The 19,068-nt window shown below is 41.5% G+C and carries 19 protein-coding genes; 11 read left to right on the top strand and 8 right to left on the bottom strand.

From position 1 onward, the window contains the following. The first annotated feature begins 183 nt into the window (after positions 1 to 183). The 4 genes from ACE5CV_RS16675 (at position 184) to ACE5CV_RS16660 (ending at position 3,991) form a co-directional block, all read left to right on the top strand. Positions 184 to 450, top strand: coding sequence for a helix-turn-helix domain-containing protein (locus ACE5CV_RS16675; protein WP_292945258.1), 267 nt, complete (start codon positions 184 to 186; stop codon positions 448 to 450). Positions 451 to 540: 90 nt separating this feature from the next. Further along, a complete protein-coding gene (locus ACE5CV_RS16670) occupies positions 541 to 1,098 on the top strand; it encodes a hypothetical protein (protein WP_374951331.1) in 558 nt (185 codons plus the stop codon). After that, positions 1,095 to 1,805 (top strand): hypothetical protein, encoded by a 711-nt coding sequence (locus tag ACE5CV_RS16665; protein ID WP_374951330.1) that lies wholly within the window; start codon positions 1,095 to 1,097, stop codon positions 1,803 to 1,805. The genes ACE5CV_RS16670 and ACE5CV_RS16665 overlap by 4 nt, the downstream gene beginning before the upstream one ends. Further along, on the top strand, positions 1,739 to 3,991 hold the full coding sequence (locus tag ACE5CV_RS16660; protein ID WP_374951329.1) for a TrlF family AAA-like ATPase: 2,253 nt from the start codon (positions 1,739 to 1,741) through the stop codon (positions 3,989 to 3,991). Before ACE5CV_RS16665 ends, ACE5CV_RS16660 begins: the two co-directional genes overlap by 67 nt. A gap of 35 nt (positions 3,992 to 4,026) precedes the next feature. Here ACE5CV_RS16660 and ACE5CV_RS16655 read toward each other — a convergent pair whose 3' ends face one another. From ACE5CV_RS16655 to ACE5CV_RS16635, 5 genes are all read right to left on the bottom strand, one after another. Further along, positions 4,027 to 5,313, bottom strand: coding sequence for a tyrosine-type recombinase/integrase (locus ACE5CV_RS16655; RefSeq protein ID WP_374951328.1), 1,287 nt, complete (start codon positions 5,311 to 5,313; stop codon positions 4,027 to 4,029). A gap of 470 nt (positions 5,314 to 5,783) precedes the next feature. After that, positions 5,784 to 6,140, bottom strand: coding sequence for a hypothetical protein (locus ACE5CV_RS16650; protein ID WP_374951327.1), 357 nt, complete (start codon positions 6,138 to 6,140; stop codon positions 5,784 to 5,786). Between the two features lie 63 nt (positions 6,141 to 6,203). After that, positions 6,204 to 6,740 carry a DUF4142 domain-containing protein gene (locus ACE5CV_RS16645; protein WP_374951326.1) on the bottom strand — a complete coding sequence of 179 codons (537 nt, stop codon included), beginning with the start codon at positions 6,738 to 6,740 and terminating at the stop codon, positions 6,204 to 6,206. A gap of 28 nt (positions 6,741 to 6,768) precedes the next feature. Next, a complete protein-coding gene (locus ACE5CV_RS16640; protein WP_374951325.1) occupies positions 6,769 to 7,752 on the bottom strand; it encodes a gluconolaconase in 984 nt (327 codons plus the stop codon). A 5-nt stretch (positions 7,753 to 7,757) separates the two neighbouring features. Further along, complete coding sequence (locus tag ACE5CV_RS16635) at positions 7,758 to 8,945, bottom strand: PQQ-dependent sugar dehydrogenase (RefSeq protein ID WP_374951324.1); 1,188 nt, start codon at positions 8,943 to 8,945, stop codon at positions 7,758 to 7,760. A 114-nt stretch (positions 8,946 to 9,059) separates the two neighbouring features. Here ACE5CV_RS16635 and ACE5CV_RS16630 point away from each other — a divergent pair, with 114 nt between their 5' ends. The 3 genes from ACE5CV_RS16630 to ACE5CV_RS16620 all read left to right on the top strand — a co-directional run bounded on the left by ACE5CV_RS16630 (position 9,060) and on the right by ACE5CV_RS16620 (position 10,639). Further along, a complete protein-coding gene (locus ACE5CV_RS16630; protein WP_374951323.1) occupies positions 9,060 to 9,425 on the top strand; it encodes a hypothetical protein in 366 nt (121 codons plus the stop codon). A 68-nt stretch (positions 9,426 to 9,493) separates the two neighbouring features. After that, complete coding sequence (locus ACE5CV_RS16625; RefSeq protein ID WP_374951322.1) at positions 9,494 to 10,153, top strand: DUF6766 family protein; 660 nt, start codon at positions 9,494 to 9,496, stop codon at positions 10,151 to 10,153. A gap of 9 nt (positions 10,154 to 10,162) precedes the next feature. Then, positions 10,163 to 10,639, top strand: a complete 477-nt coding sequence (locus ACE5CV_RS16620) for a CinA family protein (protein WP_374951321.1) — start codon at positions 10,163 to 10,165, stop codon at positions 10,637 to 10,639. 268 nt (positions 10,640 to 10,907) lie between these two features. Here the strand turns inward: ACE5CV_RS16620 and ACE5CV_RS16615 are convergent, their stop codons facing one another. Continuing rightward, positions 10,908 to 12,389, bottom strand: a complete 1,482-nt coding sequence (locus tag ACE5CV_RS16615) for a PAS domain S-box protein (RefSeq protein WP_374951320.1) — start codon at positions 12,387 to 12,389, stop codon at positions 10,908 to 10,910. Between the two features lie 227 nt (positions 12,390 to 12,616). On the opposite strand from ACE5CV_RS16615, the gene ACE5CV_RS16610 reads away from it, so the two are divergent. Next, on the top strand, positions 12,617 to 13,777 hold the full coding sequence (locus ACE5CV_RS16610; protein ID WP_374951319.1) for an amine oxidase: 1,161 nt from the start codon (positions 12,617 to 12,619) through the stop codon (positions 13,775 to 13,777). Between the two features lie 71 nt (positions 13,778 to 13,848). Here ACE5CV_RS16610 and glf read toward each other — a convergent pair whose 3' ends face one another. Together glf and ACE5CV_RS16600 are read right to left on the bottom strand one after the other, a co-directional pair. Further along, positions 13,849 to 14,973, bottom strand: a complete 1,125-nt coding sequence (gene glf / locus ACE5CV_RS16605; RefSeq protein WP_374951318.1) for a UDP-galactopyranose mutase — start codon at positions 14,971 to 14,973, stop codon at positions 13,849 to 13,851. Next, positions 14,966 to 16,159 (bottom strand): glycosyltransferase, encoded by a 1,194-nt coding sequence (locus tag ACE5CV_RS16600; protein WP_374951317.1) that lies wholly within the window; start codon positions 16,157 to 16,159, stop codon positions 14,966 to 14,968. The genes glf and ACE5CV_RS16600 overlap by 8 nt, the downstream gene beginning before the upstream one ends. A 254-nt stretch (positions 16,160 to 16,413) precedes the next feature. Here ACE5CV_RS16600 and ACE5CV_RS16595 point away from each other — a divergent pair, with 254 nt between their 5' ends. The 3 genes from ACE5CV_RS16595 to ACE5CV_RS16585 all read left to right on the top strand — a co-directional run. Continuing rightward, positions 16,414 to 16,797: a response regulator transcription factor gene (locus ACE5CV_RS16595; RefSeq protein WP_374951316.1), complete on the top strand. Its 384-nt coding sequence runs from the start codon at positions 16,414 to 16,416 to the stop codon at positions 16,795 to 16,797. A gap of 86 nt (positions 16,798 to 16,883) precedes the next feature. Continuing rightward, a complete protein-coding gene (locus tag ACE5CV_RS16590) occupies positions 16,884 to 17,852 on the top strand; it encodes a hypothetical protein (RefSeq protein ID WP_374951315.1) in 969 nt (322 codons plus the stop codon). Between the two features lie 71 nt (positions 17,853 to 17,923). Beyond that, positions 17,924 to 19,068, top strand: a 1,145-nt coding sequence (locus ACE5CV_RS16585) for a DUF3095 family protein (protein WP_374951314.1), incomplete at its 3' end; no start/stop codon positions are given.

Below are 19,068 nucleotides of genomic sequence, written 5' to 3'. Positions count from 1 at the left end.
TTATTAACGAATTGATTGAAAATAACATTCGTCGCCAGCAACAAGCGAACGATGAAACTCGCTCCAAACATGGCCGGTAATAACTTTTAAAACCTCAAACCTCCATTGAGGCTATAAACGCAATGCTTATTGCGGGTTCTCCTGTAATCAGGAGCACTTCTACTAATTTTTTATCAAATTATTATGGGAATACAGGTATTAACGGCTGACGATTTGGAGAAATTCCGGGTGCAGCTAATGACCGATATTGAAAACCTACTTAATACCAAACATCCAAAAAAATGGCTTAAAACTCATGAAGTAATGGAGCTGCTGGGTATTTCTGAAGTTACCCTTCAACATCTTCGCAACCGAGGTCAAATTCCCTTTAGGAAATTAGGAGGCACTTGCCTCTATAGTGCCGAGGAAATTGATGACTACTTAACCAAATCAAAATATACTAAGTTATAGGCGTATATAATCTGCAATATTCAGAAAAGTAAGTAAAGGCAAATCGGCTGATTTTTTGATACCTTTACTTTATAACCTTATTGATTATAAATGACGAGAATTGGTGATTACTTCAACTTATTGAGCGATATACAGGTGAGCGACTACCGAATATCATTTTTGCCTAAATTTCCGAATGAAGCTCAGGAATTAGTTTTAGAACATAAGCGGAACGCCTCCCTAAAAATGCAATTGCAGGAAATCGAAGAGGAATTGCATCAGCCCACAAAAGAAGGTGAACAGATTAGATCAGGATTCATTTATATTTCGAATGGTTTACTTAACAGTTTTAAAAATATCAGCAAATGGGGAGGGTATTTTCCTGATCTCGGACAGGGAATGGTCATTCGTGGATACTTGTTTGGCAAGATATTAAATGATTATAGTACCGCGCTAAAGTCTGAAGGCAATTACTTTCCTATTGCCAATATCTATATGTCTAATGTTTCGTGGAATGCTTCACTGCTTGAGGAAGTCATTATTAATACATTTAATAAGCTAAATGATAGCAGTTTTCTGTCAAAAATGGATGCTATTAATTTTTATGATCAGTTCCGGGAATCGATGCTCATTATAATTCAGGGTCTTAGGGAGGATGCCGTCATATGAACCCTTATCAGAAAGGTGCTGCGTGGAGAATCTGGGATCTTCAGATTCAAACTATTCTTGACGATGGCTACAAATCATTGGCAACCTATTATGAGCAACTTAAAGAACTTGATGCCGAAAAATGGGGAAGCTTCGTTAGCAGGGTTGGCGGTGAAAGCAATGCTTTATTGTATGACAGTAAAGCCTATTTTGGTAACGACACAATCCCTAAAAAGGAACGTTGCGTAAATCATGTCAGCACAGTCTTTGCCTTTCTTGAAATTTATAAACCACATCTTGGCTTAATTGGTATTACAGATCACAATTATCATGACGAAATGTTGTTGGATGAATTCGCATCAAAAGCGAAAAGTGCAACTTGTCAGGTATTGTGTGGTGTTGAAATTAACGTTAGCGGTATTCATATGCTGGTTTATTTCGCCACACCTCCATATAGTAAAACAACATTTTCAGAAGGTGTGAAAACATTCCTTTCAAAAATTGGAGTAGATGCACCCAAAACAGGTAATGTTTTAAATGTTTGTAATAAAGCACCACAGGATGTTATAAAGGAAATACAAGTCTCCGATGGTATCTTCATTTATCCACATTGCAATTCAGACAATGGGCTTTTCAAGAGCGGCCGAGAACAGATCGGACTTTGTTATCTAATATCTTTAATCATTTGCCTGCCATTGTTCTGCAAAGTAACAATAAGGAAAGTATAGAAAAAGTAGCTAATTATATTGCCACCAATCCCTCCCTATTTAAATCTAAAGCGATTTTTACTACGGCCTCTGACGCCAGATGTCTCAATGAATACGGTAAAGCAGATAAAGATGGCAACTACCAATGGATCAAAGCAGACCCTACTTTTAACGGCTTCAAACAGATTTTATATGAGCCTACGTCGAGAGTACGTATTGAAAAAGAGCGGCCGGAAGATAAACAGGATTACTTGGTTATTGACAACGTTAGATTTATAGGTAAGGCAACCGATTTAACTTTTCCACAAGCTAAGATTGAGATTAACGATAAACTGAACGCGATTATTGGAGGTAAGTCGTCTGGAAAATCCATCTTACTATATTATATCGCTAAAACGATTGACTCTAAACAGGTTAGTCATAAGATTGCGGATTCTAAATTAGATCTAGCCTATGATTTTGAAAAAGAAACGGAATTTGATTTTGAGGTAAAATGGAAAGATGGAGAAACCTTTACACTGAAAAATAACACACAGGAAAAGTCTCGCCAGATCACCTACGTACCGCAGATGTATATCAATTACCTGGCTGAGAAAGGCGGCCAATCTGAGCTTCGGAAATTGATTCAGGAAATCCTGGAGCAAAAACCCGAATTTAAGGTGCTCTATGACGCTCAAGTAGTAATTGTAACTGAAAACAAAGTAAAGCTGACGGCGGCGATTGAAACTTATTTTCAGATTAGGGAACAGTTAAAAGCAAACGCAGCGAGTATCCGCTCTAAGGGGGACAAAAAAGCAAGGGAAGAAAATATTAGGCAAAAAAATGAAGAAATTGACGCACTTCGCAAAAGCTCGGGGTTTACGCCAGAGGAGGAAACGAGATATCAGGAACTAAGGACGTTGCAAAGCATTTATACTTCCCGTTTTACAAACCTCACCGGGTTTAAACAAACCTATGAAAATGATTATGTAAACCATCTAACAACACTGAAAACGAATATTGGACCATCTTTAAATAATATTCATATTAACACTGTTGCTAAATTTCTCAGAGTAAGTTTCCTTGGTAAATTCATCAGCAAAGAGATTTTAAGTGATAACAAACGCATCAATGACCTATTAGATGAATTGATTGCCAAGGCAAGGCGAAGAATAGAAAAGGTGGATGATCTTTTGGCACTAAACGATGAGAGGCTGGCCTATTTTAGGGGTTTGGTATCTCCCTATCTCCAAAGAATTAAAAACCAGGAGAAACTTGATGAGCTCAATGAGGTAATAAGCCAAGAGCAAATTGTATTGGATGAAATTGCGGGTTTTGAGACGACAAGAAGCACTTTATTGGATAGCCAGGTAACGGCAAAAAAAGATTTTTTAAAGGCATACCAAAATATCTTTGAATCTTATAAAGCTATTGCCGATACTGTAAATTCCAACCCTGATTTTAGTAATATAAGCATTGAAAAAGGCATTATTCTATCATCCAAAGTCGTTTTCAATATTTCAAAATTCCGTGAAAACATTATTAGTCTAATTAATAGCCAGGGCTATTTAAGTAGTAAGATTGGTACTTTCATTAATGGCGACAATGACTTTATCTATGATGAAGCAACCCATCTTCAAAGCATAGAGTTGTTTTTTGAAAAAATATTAAATCATGAGTTAAGCGGTATCAAATTTAATGCAGGAGGTGACGTACCGACAGTTGCCAAAAAATTATTTCAGGACTTTTTTATAGTCAAATATGAATTGTCTCAAAATCAAGAAAGCATCCTTAAAATGTCTCCCGGGAAAAAGGGAATGATTTTGCTCTTTTTAATTTTGCACCTTAGCAATGCTGCTTACCCGATTTTAATTGATCAACCAGAGGACAACTTGGATAACCGTACGGTTTACAAGGAATTAAAAGAGTTCATAAAAGAAAAAAAGATAACACGACAAATCATTATTGTTACCCATAACGCGAATTTGGTGGTACCCACCGACGCTGAAAATATAATAATAGCGAATCAGAATGGTCAGGATAACAGTAAGGACAATGAAAAATATCGATTTGAATATATAACGGGCTCTCTGGAGAATTCATTTGAAAATACATCAGCAATTGGTATACTAAATCAAATGGGAGTTAAAGAGCACGTATGTGATATTTTGGAAGGAGGAAGTGATGCGTTCATGGAAAGAGAATTGAAGTACAATTTAAAAGAGTGATTTATATCTGCTAACACAAAAATATCAAGTTGTGATTATTTTATTTCAGGCTGCTTTTTTTGCTTAACAATTAAAGCTGAATTTATTGCATTAGTAATAATACTGTCTTCAATATCGTCAAGATAAGTCCTCGTTTGCTTTTCAGTTTCATGCCCCATAGCTTCCTGAATTATTTTTATATCGACATCTGCTTCATTTAAGTGGCTAGCAAAGCCATGACGAAGCGCATTTGATGTGAATTTTTTGTGCCAGCCGATTGCTGAAGCCATCGCTTTTGAATCTTCATTAAAGTCTTTTAATGCGGAATCAATTCTGGCATCAATTTTTTTCGAGGTATCATGTTCCTTCAAAATAAATGGGAATACATAACCAGCATCTGATTGATTAGGCAGTTTTTTAAAAATTTCAAGAATCTCCAACGCGACAGGATGAAGTTCAAAATCATAATGTCTTTTATTTTTTGTCCGTTTGTAAGTCAATCCATTGTTTTGAATATCATCCCACTTTAGCCTCACTATATCGTTAAAGTTCATTCCACGAGCATAATACATAAATTGCATTATCAAATGAGATTTGTAGATCCTGGTTTCCTTGGCAGGTTTTAAATTCAGGAGTCTTTGCCAATAATCAGCTTTGATCGACCTTTTCTTGGTCCGTATTTTCTTGTATGCCTTGAACTTAATATATTGCTTAGGGTGATGGTCTTTTGTACAAAGCCCGTCAAGAATGGCCAGATTCCAAATTCTATAATATGTCCTTAAATAGTTACTGATTGTTGACTCTGCTTTACCGGTTAATTGTTTCTCATAAGCTTCATGGTCGGCCTTAGTAAAAGCAAGAAACATCTTATCCTTTTCCTTCAACAACTTTTTTAAAGTAAGATTAAAATTATAAAAAACATCCGCATAGCCATGATTATCAACTCCCCGATAATTATCCTCTATCATTTTCGTGTAAGCCATAATCTTATTTGGCTTATCTGCTACCGCAATTATTCTCTCCTTGCTGTTAAGGGTTGTTTTGATTTCTATAGGAGTGATATTCCGTCCTCCTTTCTCCGCAAGCTTTATTTCAAAGCCAATATCTTCCAACATTACGTCAATTCTCGCGGCTAATTCTTTATATCTAGGGTGACTGGTCAATGGATAAGCTTTTTCGCTATCCCAATTCTCGACAGACGAACTAAAGCCGGTTGCCATATAAGTCCGCACTCTGTTATGGGTCATTTTGATTCTGACCTCATGCTCACCTGCAATTTGATTCTTATCATTTTCCTGAATTTCTTTATAAATCCAAAGAAATGGTGTTATGCCTATTTTCATTTTATTATATTACTTTTGCCTGGGTAACACTCAGGTAACACAAAAGTACTTAAATGCACTTATAAAAACAAGAATTAAAACAGGAAAATTTAACATAATATACTGTAATTTAAGTAGTTGGATGAAATTGATAACTATCGACAATTTCCCAAATCACTGATGGCATGCAAGAGGTCATCGGTTCGACTCCGATATTCTCCACCTGATAATCAGCCACTTACGAAAATTTGTAAGTGGCTTTTTTATTTGAGGTAATATCAAGGTAATAGCTTCTTACACTTTTACTTGCACTTAACTAATAATATTGGACGATTGAAGCGGTTTATTTGCCAGATAAGTTTCAAACTTACCAACGTTCACTAGATTTTTTGAATGCTGTAACTATTTTAAAAAAGGTCACAGTCCGGGTCGACAATGTATAATCCCGGTGAGTGTCTTTAATGAAGCCGGGCCTTTTGTCTTCCGTGATTTTAATTTCGCTTGCGGGCATCCGTTAGCAGTGAAACCAGCAAACCAGTTGCGCCGATAAGCATTAGCGCGTTGCGTGCGTTCTTTTTTTGGAAACCCAAAAGCCAGGGAGAAAGTATTGCAAAAGTACTTGCCGACAGATCAAGCAATAAGTGTGTCCGCATCGGAATCAGCTTTATCAGACCCCATTTAGCATCCGTTAACAATGTGTATGTCAGCGCGCCTGCGCCCAGGGCGCGGCATATTGCTGTCGGCGCAACCTGGTTGTTAAAACCTACCAGCTCAGGAATATGCGGAACAACAGCTGCATAAGTATAATCGATGATGCCGTGTGCCGACACTGCTAAGGGTTTTTTCATTTTATAACGTGCTTAATATTTGTATAAACAAAAGCGCCCGGCTTTTAAGCCGGGCGCCCCTTATTAACCTAATTTGGCGAGTAACATCTGTCCTCTTTCGGTATGTTCCGTAATAGTTGCCAATGCCAGGCTGGTCACATGCTTAACATGCGCATCACCTGCAGCATTTAACGCGGCCACAGTTGAATGAAGTTTCTGATGGGTTTCTACCTGGCCTTGCATGTATGCTTTATTGAATGCCGCGCCACTTAGCGATTTGAGTTTATTCAGTAAAGCGGTTCCTTCAGGGCTCGGCGCAGGAGTGGGTGTTCCCATATCCTTTAATATCTTACCCATTGTTTGCTGTTCGGCCGCTTCATATTTGGCAAACAATTTAACTTCAGGGTTCGTTGCTTTGGTCAAAGCAAGCTGACTGGTCTGCAACGAGGCGGTACCGAGCTTGGCAATTTGTGCCTGTAAAGCGGCATTTGATGTTTGAGCCAGCAAAGTCATTGGTTCAAGCAGGCTGCCGGCAAATGTGGCACCCGCACCCACCAGAACTGCGCCTTTTATGGATTTACTCAAAAAAGCGCGGCGTGAATTTGAATTTGTTGTTTCCATTGATAGATGTTTATTTGTTAGTATTTGATTAATTTTTAGGCTTTGGTATGGGTTTGAAAACCGCATGCTGAATGGCAAAATTTTTGGCAGGAACCGCGTTACTGTCAACTAACTCATTAAATCGCGCATTCATCACCCACACATTGCTTCGGTTTAAAGTAGCGGTTGCCGGGTAAGTAAACCGATCCGCAATAAGTGTTGTTGCGGCCAACTTTGCACTTTGCCAGTTATCTGCAGACTCCAGTTGAAAAATTTTATCGTTTCCCCCGTTAACAACTACCGTAAGTTTATTTGGCGCATTGAGTAGAAGTCCGTCTGCTCCCAAAAAAAACTGGTCAGTTTTTACAACCTGCACGTTATTCGGATCTGATATATTCATTTTATAGATCATTCCGGTTGCACTGTTGTCCAGCAATAAAAATCCTCCTGCATGATATGCGATACCGTTAATGCCGATACCCTCGGTGATGAGCTTATCACTTGAGCCAAAAACTGATGCTTGTCCGGAAGGGTTCACTTTATACACAGTATGCGCAAAGCTGTCAGTGATGTAAGCGTTCCCGGCAGCGTCAAATGTCAGGTCATTAGGGAAATGTTTACCGGGCTTTAAGCCTGACAGATCGATGTCAGACAATTTGCGGCCCGAAGCAAGGTCAATGATAAGCAGCCGGGCTTCCTTAGTCCTTGTGGCCGGATTTGTAAATTTACTGTAATTGGCATCCCCGGCGCAAACATATAGTCGTTTGCCATCTGGATGTATTTTCATCCCGTAAGTGGATTTAAGCGTTTTATCGCTATACAATACAGAATAAGCGCCGGCCGGTGTGACCTTTCCGATAGTGCCCAGTCTTGCAGACGAAACGTAATATACACTCCTCGTACTGTCAAACGCTATGCCTTCGGGATAGCTATCTTCCGCAGTAAAATTGATGCGTGCTGTAGGGTTAGGCTCAATAACTTTACAGCCGGTAATGAGCAGCGTTACAATTGCTATATATTGATATGTTTTCATTTCTTTTAACTTTTTCTTTTTACCGCGTAAATTACTCCGTTAGCATCGTCTGATATATAAACCACACCGCCTGGCGATATGGCGATGCCGGCCGGCCGGCCGAAACGATTATTGCCCTTCAGGAATCCTGTAAGGAAATCTATGGCGCCAACTGCTACGCCGTTTTGGAACCTGATACGTTGTACTTTAAATCCTACCGCCTTCTTCGCATTCCACGACCCGTGCAGGGCCACAAGCCCGTCACCTTTGTAATCAGAAGGAATATTAGACTGATCTTTGAAAAATTGGAAGGCTATCGGCGCCATGTGCGCAGTCAATTCCAACGTAGATGGCTGTGTATTGGCCACTACCGATTCTTTGATGTCTCCGGCCGGATCCTCCCGGCTTTGGTCCACTTCCCTTTTACCGTAAGCAAATGGATAGCCGTAGTTTCCACCTTTTATGATGTGATTAACCTCTTCCGGCGGCCAATCACTGCCTTTACCATCTCCTCCGTTATCCAGGCCCCATAACTCTCCTGTTGTTGGGTGAAAGTCAAACCCGATTGTGTTACGCAAGCCGCTTGCAAAAATGCTGCGTTTCCAGGTCTTCGGGTCTACCTGCAGAATGGTGGCCGCCTCTTTATCACTCTCCTTACAGTCATTGCATAACGTACCTACCGTAATATAGAGCATATTATCAGGCCCAAATGCTATTGTGCGGTTGGGATGCTGGCCGCCGTTAGGGAGATCACTGATCAGTAACTCCATATTCCCTAATGTGCCATCGGGTTTTACAGGATACCGGCGAAGCTGCTGGTTATTGCATAAATACATATAACCATCTTTCATAGTGATCCCGTGCACCCCTTTAAAATCGTATAAAACGGTTTTTACTTCGTCAAACTTTTGGTCGCCGTCCTTATCCGTCAACATCAGCACATCGCCTCCGTCTCTTCGGGTTATGTATAGCTGCCCGTTAGGTCCATTATATAGCATCCGCGGCCGGCCAAGGCCCGAAGCAGCCACCTCAACTTCCCAGCCATCAGGCACTTTAAGCAGTTTAACCATTTCGGGTAAAAAATCCAGGTGCTGAGGATAATTTGTGACCATGGTGGTTTTTGTCCCCATTTTTGGCGGGTTGCCTCGCTGTGCAAAAGCCACGTTGCAAAGCACTGCCAAACTAATTAACGCGATAAGTTTAAATCGATTCATAGTTAAATTTTATTTGTAATTAAAATACAGTCGTTGTATGATATTTGTTTTCATTTTTAAATTCTGTAAGAGAAATTGTTAAGGCATAAATTTTGTTGTCAGTAAAAAAAGCATATGTCCCCAATATTTTTCACCCTGCACGACGACAAGCACCTGATGATCATTCCTGATACGCAAGCGCATTTGAATGGTCACGCTATAATAACCTTTACCTACAGCATCTATATTGATAAGCAGGATGGTTCGCCATATCCTGCTCAGCGTAAAGAGAATACCTTACATCTGGACAACAACAGCGACCCGGATTATTATGGCTTTATTACTTTCGAAAAACCTGGTTCGCTTTTTACTTACACATCAGATGGCCAGCTCGAATTAACCGCCGAAGAATCCAACGAAGTTATTGAACACCTTAGCCACATCAGAGATGATGGTGGCTGGAAAAGTGACCGTTATGATACAGATTCCACGGAGAATTGATTATCGTTCTAATTAAATCTAAAACCTTTTGGGCGTGAGCATCGTTAACATCTCAAACCGGCGGAGCCATGAAAAAATCAGGATTTTTGTATCGCAATGGATTAAGTCTGGTGTTTCTTTCGCTTTTCCTGATCACATTAATTGCGCAGGCACTAACAGGCTGGAAAGAGCATAACCAGGAACTACAGGACGAACATGCTAAAGAACTGGCATTGTCTGCCTATTTAACCACCGGGCATTTTATATCTTCAACTTTTGAAAACTTTCAAAGCGAATTCCTGCAAATGGCTTTGTATGTATTGCTAACCGTAGGCCTGAGGCAGCAAGGCTCCGCAGAGTCAAAAAGCCTTGACGAACCGGAAGAGGTTGACAGGGACCCTGTCGCGTCGAAAGATTCACCTGGCCCGGTTAAAAAGGGCGGGTTTTTATTGAAACTTTATAGCAATTCGCTGTCCATTACTTTTTTTGCTTTATTCTTCATTAGTTGGGGGCTTCATCTCTACGGCAGTTGGGTAGATCACAATGTAGAAGAACATCTAAAAGGTAAACCTGCATTAAGTTTGCCGGCCTATATGGCCGAGCCAAATTTTTGGTTTGAAACTTTTCAAAATTGGCAAAGCGAGTTTTTATCTGTATTATCCATTGTGGTATTAACCATTTTCCTGCGGCAAAAAGGTTCACCGGAATCGAAACCGGTTGACGCGCCACATATGGAAACCGGGAAATAGAATTATATTATGGCAGAAGAAAAGATTTTAAGATGCAGCAAGCTTTTAGCACAACAAGGGATGACCATTGCCTTTGCAGAAAGCGCGACAGCAGGCTGGCTATGTTCGGAGTTTGCGCTTGCGCCGGAGTCCGGAAAGGTACTGAAAGGAGGCATCGTTTGTTACGATGCTGAACTTAAAAAAAAGATATTAAATGTGCCGAATGAGTTAATTGAGAAACATACGCCAGAGTCCCGGGAAGTTACAGAAGAACTGGCCCGCCGGCTGGGAGAATTAATAGCATCTGATATACAAGTTGCAGTGACCGGGCTTACCGGCCCCGGTGGCAGCGAAACCCCGGATAAACCTGTAGGCACGATGTTTATCTCGGCCATGATAAAAGGCCGTCTGGTGAACTTTCGGCAGGTGTTTTCCGGCTCTTGTGAAGATGTCATTCATGAAACGGTGCGGGCTGCAGCGCAGTTATTAATCAATGAACTGGAGTAATTTCATAATATCATTCTCCAGCCGCCAGCAAATTTGGTGGAACGCTTAAGCTGAAAGTTTACGGAGGATACACAACTGGTTTAATAGCTGGTTATTTTTTGCAGGTAAACTGAAGCAAAAGCTATTTCCTTCTTCCTGCAAGCTATCTACACCGATCTCATCATCATGTTTTTTGATGATGCGTGCATCACACTTTCGTAACTAGCAATCGTACGTTGGTTCCATTGCTTTCAGGCGACCGAGCTTGGCAAAACTGATTCATAATAATCTAGGGTCGGGATGGCAAGGTAAACCAAAATGTGCTTCCTTTACCAAGTTCACTGTCGGCCCAGATCTGACCACCGTGCCTCGTAATGATCTCATGACATAGATACAGACCAAGCCCTAAGCCGGAAACGTTCGCTGCACCTTCTTCAACCCGGTAATACCTTGAAAAAATGTCCCCTAATTTTTCCGCCGCAATGCCTATGCCATTATCTTTTACACCTACCTTAATGCCGCCGCCTTCTATCGTCAAAAACACATTAATATTTTGGTTATCAGTTGAGTATCTGATCGCATTCGTCAAAAAATTAACAATAACTTGCTCTATCCGGTGAGCGTCGCCACTGGCCATGCATTTAGTAACAGGCGCTTGAAAACTGATGCTATAGTTATTATTAGCATGAGATATCAGATCAACCGCATCTGCAATTACCCGGCAAATGTCAAATTCATTTATATTTAATTTCAGTTTGCCAGCTTCTATTTTAGACACATCCAGTAAGTCGTCTACCAATGCATTAAGTTTGTCGACCTGCTGTTGTGTTTTTTGTACAAAAAGTTTATTTTTTTCATCGGTAACCCTTTGCGCTAAGATCTGTAAATACCCTTTCATACTCGTTAGCGGTGTTTTCAACTCGTGACTGGCCAGGCCTATGAATTCATCCTTTTTTGCATTCAGGACTTTCAGCTGCTCGTAGAGTTGGGCCATTTCCTGTTGCGCGGCCTGTTCGCCACTGATATCCCGGGCGATTTTCGACGCCCCGATCACCTGGCCATTACTGTCTGTGACAGGCGATACCGATAAAGAAATTGGGATGAGTTTACCATCTTTGGCGCGGCGAAGCGTTTGAAAATGATCGACCTTATTGCCCTGCTTAACTTGACTGATAATAAACGTCTCTTCATCCAAACGTTCTGTAGGAATGATAAGTGAAATATGCTGACCAATCGCTTCATCTTCAGTATAACCGAACATCTTTACCGCAGCTTTATTCCAACTGGTAATGATCCCGTCCAGCGTTTTACTTAATATCGTATCATCTGACGTGTCTACAATGGCCGCCAGCATGCCTTGTTTTGCTGCTGCCTCTCGTCTTTCAGTAATATCACGCGCGATCTTAGAGGCGCCGATGATCTCACCATTGCGATTACTGATTGGTGAGATAGTTAACGAAATTGGTATCAAACGACCGTTTTTAGCCCGTCTGATCGTTTCGAAATGGTTGATCCTATTCCCCCTGACAACTTCGCGGATGATGAAAATCTCTTCATCCAGCCTGTCTTCCGGAATGATCAATGAAATATGTTCGCCGACTGCTTCAATTTCAGAATAGCCAAACATCCGCTGAGCGGCAGGATTCCAGCTGGTGATGATACCTTCCAGATCTTTGCTGATTATGGTGTCATCGGTAGATTCGATGATCGCGGCAAGCATAGCCTGCTTACCTTCCAGAAGCGTTAAAAGAGGTATTTCATCTTTTTCCATTCACCAAATTTAAGTAATAATTCTCCTTATCGTAGTAAATCCACAAAGCCATTATATTGCATGTATTAATACCCATTAATTACTTCCCGATCAACAAAGTGAACACAATAGTATTATGATATATATTTAATTAATATTATTGTTTGTTGCTTCAAATATAAATAAGAAAGATCCATAAAGCCAAACAAATCCCTAAATGCAATATTGTGTATGTAAACAATTGGGTTATGCACACAGATAAAAGGGAAAATCCCTTTCAGTCATTTTGGATGGCAGGGTACGAATGTTCTGATAAATTAAACAGCCACAGGGAACGGGTGGACTTAATTAATCTTACCGGTCATTTAACGCAGTTAGATTCAGATTACCAGTTACTCCAAAGCTTTGGAATTTCAACCGTGCGGGAGGGTATCAGGTGGAGTTTCGTAGAAGTTAGGCCCTATAATTATGACTGGACTACGGTAGAGCGAATGATTCGTTGCGGATTGAAACATAATATACAACAGCTATGGGATATTTGCCATTTCGGCTTTCCAACTGGTCTTTCGCCGCTAGATGACGATTTTACGCCGCGCCTGGTGCATATCTGCAAAGCCTTTGTGGTGCTTTACCGGTCGTTATCGCCCGATAGTGAACTTATTGTAACGCCAATAAATGAGGTGAGTTTTCTATCATGGCTGGGCGGTGATGCCGCAGGAACTGTGCCTTATCAAACCAATAATGGCTGGGAGATTAAATACCATTTAATGAAAGCTTTTATAGCTGCTGTTGCAGCCATGCGGGAGATAGATCCGACCATCAGGATCTTAACTACCGAACCGTTGGTTGATATGGTACCAGAATTACCTGTTACGCTAGAAAATGAGCAGGAAGCTTTTATACAGAACGAACGCCAGTTTCAAAGCGTGGAGATGCTATGCGGTAATATTTGCCCTGAACTTGGTGGCAAGCCAGAATATCTTGATATACTTGGTTTTAATTTTTATTATAACAACAGGTGGGTAATCAATGATAACGGCTTCATTCCATGGGTAAACGAAACGGATGACCCACGCTGGCGGCCGCTAAGCGATATTTTATTTGAGGTTTACAACCGGTATCAAAAACCATTTGTGATATCTGAGACCAGCCACTCCGGCGATCACAGGCCCGATTGGATGTCGTCTATAGCGGAGGAATGCAGTATCGTTTTATCTGCAGGTTTGCCGCTATGGGGAGTTTGTCTTTACCCCATAATAGACAGGCCTGATTGGGATGATCTTTCAAACTGGCACCATTCCGGTTTATGGGACAGCCAGGTAGCAGACAGGAACAAACGGGTGCGATATGAACCTTACGCAAAAGCTTTGTTAAAGGCGATGGAAAGTTTCAATGAGCAAAAACGCTGATGGCTGATGATGTTCCCACAAAGCCGGCAACGCACTTTTTGTCCCGGGGATGTAAACAAGCTGATCTCGTTTTAAGCCGTAAGTTCGTCGCCTACCGGTTTTTTAGCAGTTTCCGCCTGGATTTTTTTTAACGTATGCAGTGCTTGTGCCACTACCTGATCCATATTGTAGTATTTATAAGTAGCCAGTCGCCCTACAAAGTAGGTTTCAGACGTATCTGCAAGGGCTTTATATTTACGGTACAATTCCGCGTTCTCAGGTCTTGGAATAGGGTAATAGGGGTCGCCTTCCGCCGTTGGGAATTCATAAACCAAGCTGGTTTTATGATGCTTTTGACCCGTTAGATACTTAAACTCTGTTATGCGGGTAAATGCGTAATCATTCGGAAAATTAACGGTGCCGGTTTTTTGGAACTGCGGCTGATCCAGCGTCTCAAATTTAAAGTTAATAGAGCGGTAGGGCAATTTACCATAACAATAATCAAAATATTCATCAACAGGCCCGGTAAAGATCATTTTTTTGAACGGAAGGCTGCCAGTGATCTCATGATAGTTGGTATTCAGCATAATTTTAATATTCGGATGATCCAGCATCTTTTCGAACATTCTTGTATAACCCCGTAATGGCATCGATTGATAGGTATCCGTAAAATAGCGGTCATCCTTGTTATGCCTTGTGGGTACCCTGGCCGTTACAGAAGCGTCCAGGTCTGAAGGGTCGAGGTCCCACTGCTTCTGCGTGTAGCCCCTAAAAAACTTATTATATAAATCTCGGCCCACCGCTTTAACTACCACATCTTCAGAAGTACGTACCTGCTGTACATCTTCTGCCTTTGATGCAAAAAAATCTTCCAGTTCTGTACTGCTTAGTTGCAAATTATAAAGCGTGTTGATAGTGGTTAGGTTGATTGGTATTGGTACTTGCTGCCCGTCCAGGTCTGCCAGTACTTTATGCTGGTAATGGCGCCATTCCGTAAATTTCGACAAGTAGTCAAAAACTTCTTTACTATTTGTATGAAAAATATGCGGGCCATATTTATGAACCAATATACCTTCGTTGTCATAATGGTCATAAGCATTACCGCCGATATGGTTTCGTTTATCAATAATTAATATCTTTTTATTCTCAACACTTGCAAGCCTTTCGGCGAGTACGCTACCGGCAAACCCGGCGCCTACGATTAGATAATCAAACATTAGATTGTGCTTTTTTATGGTAAACTACTTCGCTTAATTTTACCGTTTGACCAAGCAATTCGCTCATTCGGGCAACGGTTTCGTCCCATGAGTTATGGGCCAGGAAAAAGTCGACCTTTTGCAGCCATTCCTTATGATCTGTGCGGTTAAGTTCTTTTTCGGCACAGGCCACAAATTCCGCTGCGTTAGTACCAATTGATACCAAACCTGATTTCCCATAAGGATTTACAACGTCAAGGATAGGAGTTGATACTACCGGCAAGCCGGCAGCCAGGTATTCGGGCGTCTTAGTCGGACTGATAAAACGGGTCGATTCATTCAGCAGGAAGGGGATCAAAGCCAGGTCCCATTCTGCTATAAGATCAGGAAGTTCTGCATAAGTTTTAGAGCCCAAGTAAAGTATATTATCCATCACGGGCAATGTGGCCGGGTCTATCTTCACTACCGGCCCAATCAGGATGATCTCCCAATCCGGACGCAGTTCCGCTATGCCACGGATCAGTTTTGTATCGAAACGTTCATCTATCACCCCGTAAAATCCAAGTTTAAAGTGACGTGCACCAGCTGGGTCTTGTGGTATCTTCAGCCTCCTTGCCTTTGCAAAATGCTTCTTTTCAATACTGCTTGGGAAAGCGTAGATGTTATTGTGTTGACCCTTTTTAGCCTCATAAAGCGAATGCCCGCCGGTAAACACGATGTTTGCTTTTTGGAGTAATTCCTTTTCCAGCATCTTAAGAGATTCTGGTGCGAATTTAAAAGCAGATAGTTCATCCATACAATCAAAAACCGTCAATTCCGGCGAAAGGTGGCGGCTAAACTCCAGCGCCATGGGTGTGTAATACCAAAAAGCAAAGTCTGCAAAGTTGCGTTCTGCCATGAAATCATCAAACAGTTGTTTTTGTATTTTAAGCGATGCTGCTTTTGAAAGCCCCTCGGGCAACTGCGGTACGATAACAGTAAGCTGTGGTCCGCGTGAAACGAAAACGTAATGTGGATATTTTGTTGCCGATGTAACCGGCTCCTCCAGGTAAAATATGTTGATAGATTTGCATAGCCGGGTTAAAATGTGTTGCGGCCGTTGAAAAACAAAGTCCCAGCGAAGGTGAGAAAAGCACACCAGATTGCCGGGTAAAGGGTTAGAAAGGGCTTTCGGGGCCTGTGAAGGTATAGTACTGATCAATTCCATACGAGAAGTTTTTTTATAAAAAGCAATTATATTATATTTTGTTTTAGAACTATAATAATTAAACTATTATTTAAATAGATTACCCCCATTCGAGTAAATCGCACTATTGAGGATGGTGTTAATTACTTGTGCGGCAACTTTAATGGTGCAAGCTAAATTGAAGTAAAACTAAATCACACTCTTACAGCTGAATTTGTTTTTGAAGAAATGCATTTAACATATCGAACTGGCCTTTAATTTGCACTATCGCACGCATGCGTGAAAAGATACTTGTGATTGAAGATGAGCCGATAATAGGCGAAATGATGTGTATATTATTGGAGATGGAAGGTTACAAAGTGATCAGCCTGGGCGACACCGGGATGGCAAGGCGTAAGCTCGAATCTAACGAGGTGGCGCTGGTAATGCTTGATCTGAATTTATCGGGCGAGGGTGGGCAGTCGATGTGCCGTTACATCAAATCAAATCCCGATCTGCAGCATATCCCCGTGATCCTTGTTTCTGCCAATACCGATCTGGCGAAGATAAAGGACGAATGTGGCGCTGATGATTACATTGCCAAACCGTTCGAGCTGAATGATTTTGTAAAGAAAGTGAACCAGTTTGCCGCCGGGGATAGAGCAAACCGGATCAGCTAAGTGCGCTACCTGTTTTATCGTCATAGATAACGGGCTTTATCAAACAAAAAAGGTTAATTTAGCTTTTACCTCAAAAACCCCCATTTATGGCAAAGCGCTTCGGCATGCAGTTGGCTGCACTGTTGATCTTTTTAACGGCATCTTCGGCGGCAATAGCGCAAAAGCAAGTGCCCGATACGGTAACCACCGGCATTTACATCACCAGCATTCACGATATCAACTTCAAGGAAAAAGAGTACAACGTTAACTTATGGCTTTGGCTTAAGTACAAAAATAAAAAGTTTGATTTTTTACATAATCTCGAGGTGCCGCAGGCAAAATCTGTCACTACCTCATTCTCTACCATCGACTCCAGCGAAAATAAGGTTTACATGCTTATGAAATTACAGTGTGTAATGAAGGATACCTGGGCGATAGACAACTTCCCGTTCGACAGGCAAAAGCTGCGGTTCTCGATAGAGAATTCGCAATTTGATTCTAAATCACTGGTATTTAAGGCGGATACTTTGGGCAAACATTTCGACCCGCGCTTTACCCTGCGGGGATGGGCGATAGATAGCCTGGACATTAGCACAGGTACAAAAATTTATGAGACCGCATTTGGCGACCCTGCCTTTACCAAGCCCCATACCGAATACAGCAACTTTAAAGTGCGCCTGCAGATAGACCGCAATGCCATGGGCCTTTTCTGGAAAATGTTTTTGGGGATGTATGTTGCCTTCCTGATCTCGTATATGTGCTTTTATATCCACACAGATAGCATCGATTCGCGCTTTGGGCTCAGTGTAGGTGCGCTGTTTGCCGTGATAGGTAATAAGTATATCATCGATTCGGCGTTGCCCGAGTCTACAAGCTTTACACTGGTAGACACCCTGCACGGCTTAACGCTGTTGTTTATCTTAACAGTGATCATCTGTACTTCCTACTCGCTCCGGCTTATTAAGCACAATAAAATTGATAAGGCAAAACAGTTCGATTTTGTTAGCGCCCAAATTCTGTTAGGCACTTACTTAGTTACCAATGCGTACTTTATATATGAGGCCAGCAGGTTTTGATGCTATTGCGGTATGCAAAATAAATCAAACAAGGCAGGTTCCCGTATATAAGTATATTAAGAAAATGTACCATGTCCGATCCTAACGACCAGTTTTATGCGCGCCTGCCTGTAAACACCATACAGTTAGGCAAATTACTAACTAATGAAAAACTGTTTAAAGAAGTGCCAGCCGACTGGCATGTGATCATTACCGATATCATTGGTTCTACAAATGCGGTATTAAACGGACAACATGAAAACGTTAACCTCATCGCCACAGGCAGCATCATATCTGTACTGAATATTGGTTACAGCAAAAATATTATTATCCCTTTTTTTTTCGGCGGCGATGGTGCAACCTTTATTGTTCCGCCATCCATTGTTGATAAACTAATGCAGGCGCTTGCCCTTTATAAAGTGCAAACACTTAATAACTATAACCTGGAGCTGCGCACCGGCAGGGTTGCGGTAAAAGATATTTATGCCGAGGGATATGAGCTTCATATTGCCAAATTCAGCAGTTCGGCATCTTTTTCTATTCCGGTATTGCTGGGTAACGGCCTTAATTATGCCGAAAAGCTGATCAAGGGGGATAATTACCTGGGGGCCGATCATGCGGCACAGTCGGAAGAGCTTGATCTGAGTGGCATGCAGTGCCGTTGGGACCGTATCCCTCCGCCCGATGATAAGGAAGAAGTGGTAACCCTGTTAGTGATAGCGCGTAACGGCATAAAGCAGGCCACCGCTTTTAAAAGCGTACTCAACAAAATCGACGAGCTGTACGGTTCGCCGCAAAAGCGGCAGCCCATTTCTATCAGTAAGCTTAAGTTCCGTACAACCTTTAATGCACTGGGTGCAGAGATGCGGGCACGGATAGGGAAAATAAAGCTTTTTGAGCTAATTAAAACCTGGGCGGTAAATTTATACGGCCTGATATATTTCCGTACAGAAAGCGGTAAAACCTATTTGAAAAGCCTGGTGGAGATGTCGGACACGTTGGTGATAGACGGTAAGATCAATACAGTTATATCCGGCACCAAAAAACAGCGTGCCGCTTTACAGCTTGAGCTCGATAATCTTGAAAAGCGGGGCCAGATCTATTACGGGCTTCACGTAAGTACCGCCTCGGTTATGTCCTGCTATGTGCGCGATCTGATAGACGGCCACATCCATTTTGTAGATGGATCGGAAGGTGGCTACACCCAGGCAGCCATGATGTTGAAAGCTAAGCTGGT

Source organism: Mucilaginibacter sp. (genome assembly GCF_964263795.1).
Classification (GTDB): Bacteria; Bacteroidota; Bacteroidia; order Sphingobacteriales; family Sphingobacteriaceae; genus Mucilaginibacter.
Note: the sequence above shows the minus strand (reverse complement) of the source record. Positions and strands in the feature narration are given on the sequence as shown.

What these genes read in the sequence shown, in the direction of transcription:
- ACE5CV_RS16675 (WP_292945258.1), top strand. Translation starts at nt 184, where the DNA reads ATGGGAATACAGGTATTAACGGCTGACGATTTGGAGAAATTCCGGGTG.
- ACE5CV_RS16670 (WP_374951331.1), top strand. Translation starts at nt 541, where the DNA reads ATGACGAGAATTGGTGATTACTTCAACTTATTGAGCGATATACAGGTG.
- ACE5CV_RS16665 (WP_374951330.1), top strand. Translation starts at nt 1,095, where the DNA reads ATGAACCCTTATCAGAAAGGTGCTGCGTGGAGAATCTGGGATCTTCAG.
- ACE5CV_RS16655 (WP_374951328.1), bottom strand. Translation starts at nt 5,313, where the DNA reads ATGAAAATAGGCATAACACCATTTCTTTGGATTTATAAAGAAATTCAG.
- ACE5CV_RS16650 (WP_374951327.1), bottom strand. Translation starts at nt 6,140, where the DNA reads ATGAAAAAACCCTTAGCAGTGTCGGCACACGGCATCATCGATTATACT.
- ACE5CV_RS16645 (WP_374951326.1), bottom strand. Translation starts at nt 6,740, where the DNA reads ATGGAAACAACAAATTCAAATTCACGCCGCGCTTTTTTGAGTAAATCC.
- ACE5CV_RS16640 (WP_374951325.1), bottom strand. Translation starts at nt 7,752, where the DNA reads ATGAAAACATATCAATATATAGCAATTGTAACGCTGCTCATTACCGGC.
- ACE5CV_RS16635 (WP_374951324.1), bottom strand. Translation starts at nt 8,945, where the DNA reads ATGAATCGATTTAAACTTATCGCGTTAATTAGTTTGGCAGTGCTTTGC.
- ACE5CV_RS16630 (WP_374951323.1), top strand. Translation starts at nt 9,060, where the DNA reads ATGTCCCCAATATTTTTCACCCTGCACGACGACAAGCACCTGATGATC.
- ACE5CV_RS16625 (WP_374951322.1), top strand. Translation starts at nt 9,494, where the DNA reads ATGAAAAAATCAGGATTTTTGTATCGCAATGGATTAAGTCTGGTGTTT.
- ACE5CV_RS16620 (WP_374951321.1), top strand. Translation starts at nt 10,163, where the DNA reads ATGGCAGAAGAAAAGATTTTAAGATGCAGCAAGCTTTTAGCACAACAA.
- ACE5CV_RS16615 (WP_374951320.1), bottom strand. Translation starts at nt 12,389, where the DNA reads ATGGAAAAAGATGAAATACCTCTTTTAACGCTTCTGGAAGGTAAGCAG.
- ACE5CV_RS16610 (WP_374951319.1), top strand. Translation starts at nt 12,617, where the DNA reads ATGCACACAGATAAAAGGGAAAATCCCTTTCAGTCATTTTGGATGGCA.
- glf (WP_374951318.1), bottom strand. Translation starts at nt 14,973, where the DNA reads ATGTTTGATTATCTAATCGTAGGCGCCGGGTTTGCCGGTAGCGTACTC.
- ACE5CV_RS16600 (WP_374951317.1), bottom strand. Translation starts at nt 16,159, where the DNA reads ATGGAATTGATCAGTACTATACCTTCACAGGCCCCGAAAGCCCTTTCT.
- ACE5CV_RS16595 (WP_374951316.1), top strand. Translation starts at nt 16,414, where the DNA reads ATGCGTGAAAAGATACTTGTGATTGAAGATGAGCCGATAATAGGCGAA.
- ACE5CV_RS16590 (WP_374951315.1), top strand. Translation starts at nt 16,884, where the DNA reads ATGGCAAAGCGCTTCGGCATGCAGTTGGCTGCACTGTTGATCTTTTTA.